The 12,888-nt window shown below is 66.1% G+C and carries 12 protein-coding genes and 3 pseudogenes; 10 read left to right on the top strand and 5 right to left on the bottom strand.

All coding sequences use genetic code 11. The annotated features are described in order from the left end of the window. Positions 1 to 23 precede the first annotated feature (23 nt). Complete coding sequence (locus tag ACLLJJ_RS21530; protein WP_434594026.1) at positions 24 to 812, bottom strand: amino acid ABC transporter ATP-binding protein; 789 nt, start codon at positions 810 to 812, stop codon at positions 24 to 26. Between the two features lie 103 nt (positions 813 to 915). On the opposite strand from ACLLJJ_RS21530, the pseudogene ACLLJJ_RS21525 reads away from it, so the two are divergent. Then, positions 916 to 1,399: pseudogene (locus ACLLJJ_RS21525) on the top strand (transposase); the annotation flags it as partial. A gap of 1 nt (position 1,400) precedes the next feature. On the opposite strand, the pseudogene ACLLJJ_RS21520 reads toward ACLLJJ_RS21525, so the two are convergent. The 3 genes and pseudogenes from ACLLJJ_RS21520 to ACLLJJ_RS21510 form a co-directional block, all read right to left on the bottom strand. Next, positions 1,401 to 2,171, bottom strand: a pseudogene (locus tag ACLLJJ_RS21520) (IS256 family transposase); the annotation flags it as partial. 727 nt (positions 2,172 to 2,898) lie between these two features. Next, positions 2,899 to 3,201, bottom strand: coding sequence for a DUF6236 family protein (locus tag ACLLJJ_RS21515; RefSeq protein ID WP_434594024.1), 303 nt, complete (start codon positions 3,199 to 3,201; stop codon positions 2,899 to 2,901). Positions 3,202 to 3,541: 340 nt separating this feature from the next. Beyond that, positions 3,542 to 3,847, bottom strand: a pseudogene (locus tag ACLLJJ_RS21510) (site-specific integrase); the annotation flags it as partial. A gap of 264 nt (positions 3,848 to 4,111) precedes the next feature. Between ACLLJJ_RS21510 and sigJ the strand changes: the two are divergent. From sigJ to ACLLJJ_RS21490, 4 genes are all read left to right on the top strand, one after another. Continuing rightward, positions 4,112 to 4,984, top strand: a complete 873-nt coding sequence (gene sigJ, locus ACLLJJ_RS21505; protein ID WP_434594021.1) for an RNA polymerase sigma factor SigJ — start codon at positions 4,112 to 4,114, stop codon at positions 4,982 to 4,984. 44 nt (positions 4,985 to 5,028) lie between these two features. Continuing rightward, positions 5,029 to 6,111 carry an NAD(P)/FAD-dependent oxidoreductase gene (locus ACLLJJ_RS21500; RefSeq protein WP_434594019.1) on the top strand — a complete coding sequence of 361 codons (1,083 nt, stop codon included), beginning with the start codon at positions 5,029 to 5,031 and terminating at the stop codon, positions 6,109 to 6,111. Positions 6,112 to 6,620: 509 nt separating this feature from the next. Next, positions 6,621 to 6,887: a hypothetical protein gene (locus ACLLJJ_RS21495; RefSeq protein WP_434594016.1), complete on the top strand. Its 267-nt coding sequence runs from the start codon at positions 6,621 to 6,623 to the stop codon at positions 6,885 to 6,887. A gap of 28 nt (positions 6,888 to 6,915) precedes the next feature. Then, positions 6,916 to 7,161, top strand: coding sequence for a hypothetical protein (locus ACLLJJ_RS21490; protein ID WP_434594014.1), 246 nt, complete (start codon positions 6,916 to 6,918; stop codon positions 7,159 to 7,161). A gap of 134 nt (positions 7,162 to 7,295) precedes the next feature. On the opposite strand, the gene ACLLJJ_RS21485 is transcribed toward ACLLJJ_RS21490, so the two are convergent. After that, a complete protein-coding gene (locus ACLLJJ_RS21485) occupies positions 7,296 to 7,892 on the bottom strand; it encodes an RDD family protein (protein WP_434594013.1) in 597 nt (198 codons plus the stop codon). 518 nt (positions 7,893 to 8,410) lie between these two features. On the opposite strand from ACLLJJ_RS21485, the gene ACLLJJ_RS21480 reads away from it, so the two are divergent. The 5 genes from ACLLJJ_RS21480 to ACLLJJ_RS21460 are packed head-to-tail and all read left to right on the top strand — an operon-like array spanning position 8,411 to position 12,880. Then, positions 8,411 to 8,743, top strand: a complete 333-nt coding sequence (locus tag ACLLJJ_RS21480; RefSeq protein WP_434594011.1) for a hypothetical protein — start codon at positions 8,411 to 8,413, stop codon at positions 8,741 to 8,743. A gap of 14 nt (positions 8,744 to 8,757) precedes the next feature. Then, complete coding sequence (locus ACLLJJ_RS21475; RefSeq protein ID WP_434594008.1) at positions 8,758 to 9,069, top strand: pore-forming ESAT-6 family protein; 312 nt, start codon at positions 8,758 to 8,760, stop codon at positions 9,067 to 9,069. 48 nt (positions 9,070 to 9,117) lie between these two features. Next, entirely contained in the window at positions 9,118 to 9,513 is a 396-nt protein-coding gene (locus tag ACLLJJ_RS21470; protein WP_434594006.1) for a DUF6507 family protein, read from the top strand. Further along, complete coding sequence (locus ACLLJJ_RS21465) at positions 9,510 to 11,993, top strand: hypothetical protein (RefSeq protein WP_434594003.1); 2,484 nt, start codon at positions 9,510 to 9,512, stop codon at positions 11,991 to 11,993. Before ACLLJJ_RS21470 ends, ACLLJJ_RS21465 begins: the two co-directional genes overlap by 4 nt. Before the next feature lie 11 nt (positions 11,994 to 12,004). After that, positions 12,005 to 12,880, top strand: a complete 876-nt coding sequence (locus tag ACLLJJ_RS21460; RefSeq protein ID WP_434594000.1) for an immunity 49 family protein — start codon at positions 12,005 to 12,007, stop codon at positions 12,878 to 12,880. The last annotated feature ends 8 nt before the right edge of the window (positions 12,881 to 12,888 follow it).

Here is a 12,888-nt window from a genome sequence, read left to right as displayed (position 1 = left end):
ACCAGTGGTGAAGGATGCCCGGATCAGTGGTGAAGGATCTTCGAAAGGAAGTCCCTGGCCCGCTCGCTGCTCGGGTTGCTGAAGAACTGAGCGGGCGTCGTCTCCTCCACGATGCGGCCATCCGCCATAAACACCACGCGGTTGGCGGCCGAACGGGCGAATCCCATCTCGTGGGTGACGACGACCATGGTCATTCCGTCATGGGCGAGCTGCTGCATCACCTCAAGCACCTCGTTGATCATCTCGGGATCGAGCGCAGAGGTCGGCTCGTCGAAGAGCATGATCTTCGGGTCCATGGCCAGCGCTCTGGCGATCGCGACGCGCTGCTGCTGGCCACCGGAGAGTTGCGCGGGGTACTTCTCCGCCTGGGAGGCGACACCCACCCGGTCGAGCAGCTGACGCGCCCTGTCCTCGGAGGCTTTCTTGTCCTTCTTGCGCACCTTGACCTGGCCGAGCGTCACGTTGTTCAGAACGGTTTTGTGCGCGAAGAGGTTGAAGGACTGGAAGACCATGCCCACATCGGCCCGCAGCGCGGCCAGCTCGCGGCCTTCGGCGGGCAGGGGCTTTCCGTCGATGACGATCTCACCGGAATCGATGGTCTCCAGGCGGTTGATGGCGCGGCACAGCGTGGACTTCCCGCCCCCGGACGGCCCGATAACGACGACAACCTCGCCACGGGCAATGGTCAGGTCGATGTCCTGGAGGACATGGAGCTCGCCGAAGTGTTTGTTGACGTCGCTCAGCACGACCAGATCGCCCGCGGCCGGGGTGGAAATTTCCTTGGTCACGGCTACTCCGCTCTTTGGCTTCATGGTCCGTCTTCCAAAGGGAAGCCGCACACCGAGAGCCGGGGGGTTACGACTACCGGTGGGTTGTGGACAGCGGAGTGGGTCGGCAGGAGGCCGGATAGCCGGGGTGGTTACGGAGACCGCTCGTCGTCCGTGTCCGCCGGCTCCGGGACCGCTGGAGGAGTACGCCGTCGGTTCGACGATCTGTTCGTCTCCCTGGCCCGGCGCCGAGGATTCCGTGAGTAGCTGACGGGGCTGCTGGCGCCGCGGGGCGGAACAAGACCCTGACCTGCCCGGTCGGGGCCGAGCCGGTGACCGGTGCGCAGCATCCGGCCGTGCAGCGGCTGCAGTTCTTCCTTTCCGAGTCCACCTGGGACCACGAGCAGATCAACACCCGCCGTCTGGAGCGGTTGCTGGCCGACGACCGTGTCGCGCCGCATCCGTACGGTGCGCTGGTCATCGACGACTCCGGCGATCCGAAGGACGGCACGGCGACCGCGCACGTGGGGCGGCAGTGGCTGGGCCGGTACGGCAAGACCGGCAGCGCCGTGGTGACGGTGACCACGCTGTGGGCGGACCACAGCGCGTACTTCCCACTGCACGCGGTGCCCCCCATTCGTCGTGCATCTCGACGAGGACGGCGGTGGTGAGGCGTTGGAGGGCTTCGGGGTGGGGAAGATCTGGACGACATCGACGCGGCACTTGATCTCCCGGTTGACCCACTCCAGGGGGTTGGTCGACTGAATCTTCTTCCAATGTCGCTCGGGGAAGCCCGCGAAGGCGGTCAGATCGGTCTTGGCCTCCAGGAGCATCGTCCTGACCTTGCGGAACTGTCGTCCGAGCATGTCAGCAACCGTGTCGAGCTGGGTGCGGACGGCCTCGGCGGTGGGCTGGGCGAAGATCGTGCGGATCGTCGGGGCCACCATCTCGGCGGAATCCTTGGGGATCACCGCGAAGACATTGCGCAGGAAATGAACGCGACAGTGCTGGTAGGCGATGACCAGGCGGACCCCGGTCAGACCCGCTCACGCAAAGAGCGCAGGAACTCGCTCCAGAACACCTCGGTCTCGCTGTCGCCGACCATCAGCCCGAGCACCTCGCCCGCCGTCCTCGGTGATGCCGGTGGCGATGACCACGGCCTGGGAGACGATCTGATGGTTCACCCGGGCCTTGCGGTACGTCGCGTCGAGGTGAATGTAGGGGAAGCGCGTGTGGTCCAGGGGCCGAGTGCGAAACACATTCAGTTCCACGTCGAGATCGCCGCAGATCCTGGAGACCTCGGACTTGGAGATCCCCGTGTCACCGCCCAGGGCCTTCACCAGTTCGTCCACGCCACGGGTCGACACGCGCCCCCTGCACGTACGCCTCCATGATGACCGCGTAGAACCCCCATCGACCCTCAACCTCGGACCTACGCATTACGATGCGTAGACCACGAGTGTCCGATTAGATCGAATTCCGAGTCAACGAAAAAAGAAACCCCAGATCAGAAGCCTGACCTGGGGTTCTCCATGGAGCCGCCTTCGGGATTCGAACCCGAGACCTACGCATTACGAGACCGTGAGAGTTCGTGCTGCCGGGTGCCGTGTTATGCCGTTGGGTGGCGTCGTGCCTGATCAGAGCACATACGACAGGTTGCCCCCTGTTACCTCGTGATGCACCGTCCAAAGGCGTCCGGCCACCGGCTGGCCACCGAGACGGGCACCGCAGGTGACAAGGCACCGCATCAACAGGGTTGTCAGACTCCTACAGACCGCACCGGGCACTCCTCCTCCGGCCAGGCCCGTACCTGCTTGTGCTGCTGCCGGTAGGGAGCGGCGGGCGGGACACTGCACGAGAGGCCATGCCGGCACAGCCAGTACCTCACCCAGCGCTCTGTCCTCGAGGCAAAGCCCTCCCTTCGTCATGCGCCGAGCACGGGGGGCACGATGGGCGAGGCTGCGCATCACGCTCGCAGGCCGCAGGCCGTTCTCTAGCTGGAGGAGGAAGGACACCGGGGAGTTGCTGAGGGTTTCGTCGCGCTGCTTGGTGCTCTGCCGCCGCTACCCCACCAGGCCGAAAGCGAGGCCGATGGCGGAGGAGTAGGGCAGACCTCTGGCCGCATCACCACCTACGGCTCCCAAGACTGCAGGGGCTTCGTCTGGACGTTGCGCACTCCAGTGGCCGCGTCAATCTTGAGGCTTTTCATCGCTGCCTTGAGGTCGTTCAGTGGGCGCTCGAAACGGGTCCGGTGCAACTGCCGCAGGCGGGCGGCGAGAACTTCGCGATCCTCGATCTCCGCGAGGTGCCCCTGCATCTCGCGTGCGACACTGTCGACCTCATCCATGAGAGTCTCGAATTCGGCCCCGTATTTCTGCCGGAGTTCGACCACCTTGCCGACTGACACATTCGTAAGGTCGGCTGGCAGGACCATCCGGACGGCCAGTTCAGTGTGATATCTGCGTTCACCTGAAACCGTATGTCGGCCACCTGCGCCTCGACAAGCTCCGCGTGCACCACATCGATTCGATGTTCGACGCGATCAACGAGCGCAACATCGAGATCCAGGAACAGAACGCCCAGCGGCGTGTCGTGCGCGACGAGCTCAAGGCCACGCCGAACAAGGGTGCCGAGAACCGCGCTCGACGCCATTGGCTACGAGCCCAGCTCGACGCCATGCCCCCTTTCGGCGGATTACCCGCCTCAACACCCAGCCACACCCTCGTCGAGGGCGATCAGGCGGATGTCGCTGTCGGACTTGGGGCGCCCTCGCGGTCTTCCCAGCGGACGCCGCAGCCTTCGCCACGTCGAGTGCCCCGGAAGGCGATGATGCGCCAGAGCGCGTAGAGCGGGTCCTGCTCGACGAAGTCGAGGAACGTTGCCGTCTGCTCGGCGGTCCAGACCATGACCGGCGAGGGTTTCTCGCCGGTCTCCTTCCAGCGCGCGATGCGCTCGTCGCTCCAGATAAGGGCCTTCGGCTTCGTCCCTGGCAGCAACTCGACGTGCGCGGCCGGATTGAAGGCCGGCATCACCTGTTGGGCGATGGTGACGTTCAGTGCGACGCGCAGGGTGTCCCGGACGGAAACCAACCAGGACCTCCTGGCTCAGTAAAAGCCCGCCAGCAACGGGAGCCGGAAGCGTGGGGCGAGGGAACCGAAGCCGTGGCGAAACCCGGCGAATACGCACGTCGACGGCGGAGCGCTCACGGCGTCCGCACGATGCCTGGTCTCGACGCAGGAGGTGGGGCGCCTCGGTCCGGTTTTCGGCGGCACCCTCCCGGCAACGAGTCGCTGAGGGAACGCCCCTGTCCCTTTCGTTCGGCGATGGATGGGAGAATCACTGGCATGGCGGACTTGGCGGTGTTCGAGGAGCAACGCAGTCGAATGTGGGGCGTGGCGTACCGCCTCACCGGCTCGGTCATGGACGCCGATGACGCGGTGCAGGATGCATGGCTGCGCTGGCAGTCCCTGCCGAACGGGGAAGCGACGCATCCGCGCGGCTATCTCACCACCGTTGTCAGCCGGATCTGCTATGACCAACTCGGTTCCGCGCGAGCCCGCCGCGAGTCGTACGTCGGGCCCTGGCTTCCAGAGCCGGTCGTGGCAGAGATCGGCCCCGAGGCATACGTCATATTGGACGAGTCGGTGGGGCTGGCGATGCTCGCTGTGCTGGAGCGGCTTACTCCCGCCGAGCGCACTGCGTTCGTGCTGCACGATGTCTTCGCAGTCCCGTTCCCGGAGATCGCGGATATCGTGGGCAAGAGCCCGGAAGCCGCACGGAAACTGGCCTCCCGGGCACGCAAGCGAGTACGGGCGCAGACCCCGCTCCGTTCCCCGGACCGCGGTGAGCACCGCCGGGTTGTCGAAGCCTTTCTCGCCGCCGCGACCGAAGGCGATCTCCAGGCATTGCTCAAAGTCCTCGACCCCGGGGTGGTCTGGCGGTCCGACGGCGGTGGCAAGGTGATCGCGGCCCGGATACCGGTGGTCGGCCCGGAGAAGGTCGCCCACTTCGCACGGCGCCTTGCCAGAGGATTTGACGCCGCCACGATGAGCGTCGCCGTACGGGACGTGAACGGTGCCCCCGGCCTGGTCTTCGTAGACCCGGCCGGAGGGCGTATGGCTGTCCTCGGCTTCACCGTGTACCGCGGTCGGCTCACCGCTATCGACCTCATCGTCAACTCCGACAAGCTGAGCCATCTCGACCCCGGCCGGATATGACTGGCTCACGGTCACAGTCGCCCCGCCTGCGTCGTCTCCTAGGCATGACAGCCAAAGAACTTCACAAGCGGCAGATCGTGGTGCTCGGCGCGGGTTACGCGGGACTGATGGCAGCCCTGCGCCTCGCACCTCACCACCATGTCACTCTCGTCGACTCGAACGCCGGCTTCAGCGAGCGGGTGCGGCTGCACGAACTCGCCGCCGGGCATCGTGAATCCGTAGCCCACCCGTTCACTGGTCTCCTGCACGGCACCGGCATCAGGCACGTCGCCACTTACGCCACCGCCATCGACCTCGCAGCCCACCAGGTCACCACCGCCGACGACCGCCACATCCCGTACGATCGGCTCGTCTATGCCCTCGGCAGCCACACACCGACCCCCGGCGGCTCCCGGGCCCACACCGCCGCAACGGCCTCCAGCCTCCGCAAGCGGCTGTTGAAGGGCCCAGGGAAACTCATTGTCGTTGGCGGCGGCCTCACCGGCATCGAAATGGCCGCCGAGCTCGCGGAGGCCTACCCTCGCTGGCAGGTAGGCCTGGTGACCGCCGGACTCGTCGGCGCGGGCCTCTCGGACCGAGGCCGCGCCCACATCCGGACGACGCTGACGACGCTGGGTGTGCACGTCGAGGAGGGACGCCGTGTGACGTCCGCCGACACGATCGACGCCGACGCCGTTGTCTGGGCCGCCGCGATGATCGCGAACACCCAGCTCGCTGCGACGGCAGGCCTTGCCGTCGACGACGCGGACCGCGTTCGCACCGACCCAGCCCTGCGCTCGCTTTCCCACCCGGAAGTCCTGGCCGCGGGGGACTGCGCCGCCGGGCACCGCATGGCCTGCGCCACCGCACTTCCCACTGGTGCGCACGCGGCGGCCACGGTCCTGGCCGAGGCGCGCGGCCAGGAGCCGGACGCACTGCGGCTCCGCCTCGTAGTGCAGTGCATCAGTCTGGGGCGCCAGGACGGCCTGATTCAATTCGTCCGCCCCGACGACTCTCCCCGAGTTCGCATCCTCACCGGTCGCAGCGCCGCGTGGGTCAAGGAACGCGTCGTACGCTCCACCGTCCGCTCTCTACAGCTGGCGGCAAAACACCCGCGCCTGGCCCAGTACGCTGCCGGGATCGGCTGAGACCCAACGGCTTTTTCCTTGCGGCCAAGGCATCAGACGGTCCGGCCCACCGCCCGGTCCACCAGGTTCCCGGCGGCGCCTGTGTACTGTCGCGGATCACACAGCGACGACAGCTCCGCGACGGTGAACAGGCCCTTGAGCTCCGGAACTTCGGAACTTCGGAGAGTGTGGCGGCCAGCGGCCGACCCGTTGTCTCGGTGGCGAGGGATGCCAGGCGGAGCAGTCGCTCGGCGGCCGATTTGCCCAGCCGAGGGGCCAGGACAGCGGTGATCCGTTCCGAGACGATCCGACCTCCGGTGAGTTCGAGGTTGGAGCTCACGCGGTCGGGTCGTACCTCGATGCCTTCGGCGAGCTCCACCGCGGTGTGGACGGCGCCGCCGGTCAGCCGCAGGCACTCCCGTAGCAGCTGCCATTCCGCGTGCCAGGCACCGGCGGAACGCTCGTCCTCACCGGCCAGAAGCTGCGTCAAGATGCCTGCCAGCCCCGGTACTTGGAGGGCCGCACTGCGAATGAGCGTCGCCAGCACCGGGTTGCGCTTGTGCGGCATGGCCGAGGAAGTGCCACGTCCGGTGGTGGGACTGATGGCCGCCTCCGGCACCACCGACATGGCGTCGCTCTCCGCATGGCAGGCCGCCGCCGTATCCGCGATACCCGCCGCGCTCTCCGCGCTCTCCGCGCTCTCCGCGCTGAAGTCCACCCTCGGCACCGTGCTCGGTCGGCCCGGCACCGCATCCTGGCTGCCGCTCAAGCGCGACCCGGCCACCCCCGCCCGCTGACCTGCGCCACGAGACAAGGAGGAGCCCTGTGCCGGAGGGAGAGGTCGCGCTGGCCCTCACCGAGCTTCGCAGCGCACTGGAAGTCGGGCTCGCGCGCATCGACGGACAACTGGCCCTGCTGGTGCAGCGATCCGACCAGACCGACAAGGCAGTGGAGGACCTCGGGGACAGGGTCACGTCCCTGGAGAGAGGCCGGTGGCCACTGCCGACCATCGCCGTTCTCGCGAGTGTCACTGCCGTAGCACTCGCCCTGTACGGGGCAGTGAGGGGCTGAACCCAATCCTCTCGTTTCGGAGGGCTGTCAGACCCGCGACCGCCGCACGCCCCGTTGGGGCAAGGGCACGCGGTCGTCGGCTGCCGGTTCGTACAGCCCTCGCCCAGCCGTCCCATCCCACCTCGGTCGGCGGCTCAGCTCTTGTCGACCTTGATGACAACCGTGCCGCACACCTTGTCGGCGAAGGTCTGCTTCTTTATGTCCCACAGCGGCCACAGCCAACCGAGGTAGCAGGCAATGCTGTCCAAGACATGCGCAAGCTTGCGCATGAACGCCATGCCGAAGCCGAGCGTGCTGCCGTCGGCCTCCCGGTGCAGGCTGATACCGAGGACCTTCTTGCCGGTCGTCTGACCGGTCTTGCCCTCCTTGTAAAGCTGGAAGATGCCCATGCCGAGGGCGTAGACCAGGCCGATCATGAAGAAGGGCCCGGGGTCGGCGTTCGCCGGGTCGTCGCTGTTGGCGAGGTCAATGAACCCCAGCGCGTACATCGGACCCACGATGATCAGCGCGTCGAGCAGGTGCGCCCCGACGCGCTGCCCCCAGTGGGCCAGCGGCGGCAGCCCTGCCCCCGGCATGCCGGGAATTCCGGCCGATGAGTACGCCCCGTACGGCTGCGGCGCGTGCTGCTGGTAGCCGTGTTGCGGCACCTGCTGCGGCACCTGCTGCGGGTAACCGGGTGGGCCCTGCGAAGGCTGTTGGCTGTAGGGGTTGTTAGGGTCGCCGAAGCTCATAGCGAAGTCTCTCCAGGCCTGAAAATAGGGGACAAAGCGGCCTGAGCGGAGGGATGTTCGCGGCATGAGCGGTTCGCCCCCGTGCAGCCGCGATCTTGCGCGCCCATCGTGTTCGAAACATCGACTGCTTGTCCAACTCGATCAGCAGAGTCCGCGTCTGAATGTTCATGCCGAGCCGCCATAGCAGCAGCTCACACCGCTCCGGACGGGCGTCGGCCTGGGATGAGACAGGAGCGGATGGGACGGGCGCGGTCCTACCGATTCAATGCCGCATATCGCGGGGAACGCCCTCTCATGCTCGGGTCTTGGGCCTGCGGCCAGGCCGGGACGGTCCTGGCCGCAGGCCCAAGACCCGAGCAGCCGCCATGGGCAAGATCACGCCACTTGATCCTCAACTGCGTTGCGCCTGCAACGTGTTTTCGATAGACATGAGCGTTACATGGCGTGACGTACGTGTTGCAGGCGGACACAGCGCCGCGTGATGCGTCGTTGTGCACGACTAATTCGGGGGTGAGTGCATGAAGTTCGACATGGGCAGTACGACACTGTCCGACCTTGGCAACAGCACGGTGGGGTCCACCACAGACCTGGGCACCCTGATCCGGTTGCTGATCGCGGCCGCCGATCCGCTGGAGGGGAAGTTCAACGGGGCCGGCAAGGCCGCGTTCGACTCCTTCAAGATACGTGCGGATGAGATCACGAATGCGTTGAACGGATCGCTGAACTCGATCCTGGGCGGGCAGTCCGGCATGGACACGGCCTTCGGCACCGGTGATCAGGAGCAGGAGTCCAACGCCCACCAGAGCATGGCCGGGGCCAACTTCGACGCGGCCCGGTTCTCCGGGCGATAGAGGGGGAAATCGCGATGGGGCAGAACCAGGACCGACGCAGTTACGACACGGGTGCCTCGGTGGAGGTGCAGGGCGGACTGCAGGGAATCATCGGCCAACTCGAGCTGGTGCTCGGTGACCGGGACCGTGCGGTGAAGGCCGCGATGACCGAGTTCACCGCCGACGGAGTCTCCGACGAGTACCACGGCAAGGAAATCCGCTGGAACAGGGCGGCGGCCGAGGTGCGCGAGATTATCCGGCTGGTGCGCGGCACGCTGGAGCAGAACGACGGGACCGCACAGAGCACACTGGCCCGGGCCAAGGCCGCGGTCGACGCGATCGGCTGAGCCGTGCGGTAGCGCAGCGATGGCAGGTGCTCGGGGGACAGCAGGGGGATGAGCATGCAGGGGTGGGACATCACTCCGTCCGGAGTCCAGTCCGTGACCTCACTGGTCGGGGATGCGATGGACGGCGTGGCCAAGAGCGTCAAGTCGTACGGGACGCACGTGAAGAGCGCGGCGAGCTCGGCCGGGACGATCGGCGGGGAGTCCGGCGGCACTGTGCCGACCGGGCCGATCGGGGCGGCGCTGTCGATGTTCGTGGAGAAGACCGCGACTGATGTGCTGTTCCTCGGAGCACGGGCCGCCAAGTCCGTGAATGGCGCGCGTGAGGCCACGGCGTACTACGTCGTTGGGGACCTCGACATAGCAGCGACCGTGGCGCACAACGCCCTCAGCGCGCCGGAAGTCAAGCTGCCGGAGCCAGACGGCCCGCAGGGGGGCAGTAAGTGAAGATGATCGAACCGTCGGGCATTCCGCAGTTCGTCGGAAACCTCGACCAGTTGGAGAAGGACGTCTCCGGGCTGCGCAGCGATGCGATCGGCACCCGCAACGGCGGCAGGGACGTGCACTCCCGTTTTCAGGCGCTGGGCGGCGTCTACAAGGCACCCGAGGCTGAGCAGCTCTTTGCCTCCACGCGGCCGGTGATGGACAGGGCCGAGCTCTTCGCCCAGGATCTGGAGACGGTGGCGGATGCGCTGGACACGTTCTCCATCGAGGCCCGCCCGCTCGCCAAGCAACTGACCCAGCTCAAGGATGATGCCGTTGCATTCGTCGACAGCGTCAAGGATGACGACGAGTGGACAGAGGACGAAAACAAGATCAGCCGGCACCAGGGGCTCCTTGACGGCGTGAGCGCCGCGCGGGCCGCCTTCCAGGAAGCCGAGAACAGAGCCGCCAGTAAGATCTCGGCCGTCGTAGGCGGACCGAAGTTCGTCTTCGACGACGGCAGCCACACCGTCAACGACAAGACGGTGATGTACGGCAACGACCTCGACACCCTCAAGCAAGCCGAGGAACTGCCCTGGGGTTCCCCCGTCTCCGAGACCCACTCCGGGTGGGAGATCGGCTACTGGGCCAAGAGCTATGTGTGGGACGGGCTCATCGTCGACAACATCTGGGGCGGCCTCAAGGGCCTGGGAACCCTGGTCGGTATCGGCGACGACGACACCAGCGATGCCTGGAGCCACCTCTTGGACGTCGTCGGCGGCATCGGTCAGTACACTGCCACGCCCTACAACTGGCTCATGGACCAGGCGTTCGGCGAGGAGCCCAAAGATCCAGAGGTGGAAAAGCAGAAGCAGGCCACCCGTGACTTCGGCAAGGCCCTGGTCGGATGGGACATGTGGGACGAGAACCCCGCCCGCGCCGCCGCGACCGTCACCTTCACCGTCCTCACCCTCGGCAGCGGAGCACTCGCCACCGGCGCCAAAGCGGGTAGTGGCGGCGCGCTCGCCAAGACCGCCGGCGCTGCTTCCAAGGTCGGCCTCTACATTGACCCGCTATCCGCCGGCCTCAAGCTCGGCGGGAAGGCGGTCGGTTCCCTGCCGAGGCTGTCCGAGGTCACGGCCGGGATCCGGCACACCTTCGACACCACGGCAACTTCGCAGCGCCTGCACAGCGTCATCGAACTCGAGAACGGCTCCAAAGTCGTTATCAAGGACGGCGAGTTCATTCCCGTCGACGCCAACGGCAGGGTCAACGCCGCCACACCGCGGCAGGAGACACCCGTCGGTGCGCACGCCACACCGGAGGAGGTCCCTGCTCGGCGGGATCTCGCAGCGGTCGGCGCGCACCCCCGCGCCCCCGAAGCCAGCGCACATGCAGGCGGGGATCTACCGCAGCGGGCCAATCACGAACCCCTGGTCCGGGACGGTAGTAACACTCCCCGAGGTGTGGGAGACACGGCCGGTGGTTCTGGCGCCGGCGCGCTCCCCGGCCGAGCCGGCACTTCACCTACGTCCAGTTTCGGCCAGAGTGTGCCCGGCCAACGTGGCGGCGGCAGCGGCAATGGAGCGCCCGGCGGCTACAGCGGCCCAAGCAGGTGGAACGGTGCCACCCCGGAAGAAATCATGCGGCACCAGGTCCACCGGGCGAACAATGAGCCCGGGTACTTCGAGAGGTACTACAAAACCAGGGGTAAGTCCATCGGCTACCGGAAGTTCGCTGACATCCCGGATGAGAGCGGTCTAGTCCCGCCTCAGCTGATCCCGGACCCGCATAACCCAGGCAGCAAGATATCCATCGATGACGCCCCGCCCCCCATCCCGGAGAAGTACATCGCCGGGGGAGATGTGACACGTACGCCGAAGACGGTGTCGAGCCCCGATTCGCTCAAGATACTCAATGACGCGGCCCAGACTCGACACACTTCTGTCACTGCGGATAATCTGTTCCACGGCACACTTAGTGACGCCGCGGACGCACTAAAGGCGGACAAGTCTCAGGCGAACATTGACGCCCTGAAAGCGGCGGAAATCGAGCACAAGCCGCTGCACGAAAGCATGACGAAGGACACTGAGGCATACGGTGAGGCCGTTGCCGAGCACCATGTGATTCCCGAGCACTATCCCAACGCCACACGGGAGACGCTCGCCGGGCCCAAGAACGGCAATGACCAGTTCGACCAGCTCTGGCGGCGAGAAGACGGCGGCTACGTCGTGGTCGAGGCAAAGAGCAGCGTCCGCACGGAGCTCGGTAAGCGAAACTTGCCGGATGGTTTTAGCGCCCGTCAGGGGTCGAAGGAATATTTCCTCGACATCTTGAATGAAATGCGGGAGCGCGGGCTCAACGGCAACGCGAATGAGACCAGGCTGTACAACGAGCTGTTGGATGCCCTTGAAGACGGCAAAGTCGATTACATCCTGGTCAAGGGGAAGCCCAACACAGGCGCGTATGCTGGCTACTACATGCGGCGATTCGATCTCGGGTGACGGAGAACTTGGTGACTGTAGAGGTAACGCGACACGGCAGTCCGGCGACTGTCGACAAGGAGGCTGTGCAGGAGCTCGGCAAGGGCCTGGCCAAGACAATCCAGAGACTGGATCGGAGGTTGGAGCGGTCACCGGGCATGTTTGGCGGCATCGCCATGAACGAGGCGCTCATGCATGTGCACGCGCGCCTGGCGCTCAATCCGAACGCCTCCCGCATCGAGACGTGGGAAGCCGTCGTCACAGCCATGCAAGCACACTCCGCGCTCTTCGCCTCGGCAGCCGCGACCGAGGGAACCGTCGAGTGCCGCATCGACCACGACATGCGGACCCTCCCCTCCACCGGGCCGCAGGTCTACGCCAACGCGGGCAGCTGGCTGACCGCGTTCTGGTTCGCCATCGTCTGCCGCGACCAGGCACGAATGACGCAGCTCTGCGAAGTTTCCCTTGATCTGCTGCGTGCCTCCGGGGCGCAGGGAGACGAGTACGTCTACCACTGGGTGGACTCCCTCCAGACGTACTGGCGTGAAACGCCGGGCCTAGTCGAGAAGTTGACCACGACGATGAACACCTCCTCCCCGGAGATCGCGACCATCGCCCCCCGCGATCTACTCCAAAATGTCCTTTACCAGCCGATCAACCTCTTCTATCGCTTCCTGCTCAAGGACCACGACGCCTTCAATCAGGCCCTGCTCGAAGCGGTGGAGGCACACAAGGCGTACTGGACCGCGGACGAGGACCGGGGCGGACGCATCGCTGGATATCTGGCCCTCGGCCCCCTCGCCATCGCTTGCCTCGCCTATGACGCCGGTTTCCCCATCGAGGTCGAGTCCGATTACCTGCCCAAGCATCTTCTCGAGCGCAGCTGGCTGGGCGAGTTCCCGACGTGACGGGCGAC

It is taken from the genome of Streptomyces sp. A5-4 (assembly GCF_051131715.1).
GTDB lineage: Bacteria > Actinomycetota > Actinomycetes > Streptomycetales > Streptomycetaceae > Streptomyces.
The sequence above is the reverse complement of the archived record's forward strand: the minus strand, read 5'-3'. Positions and strand labels throughout refer to the sequence as shown.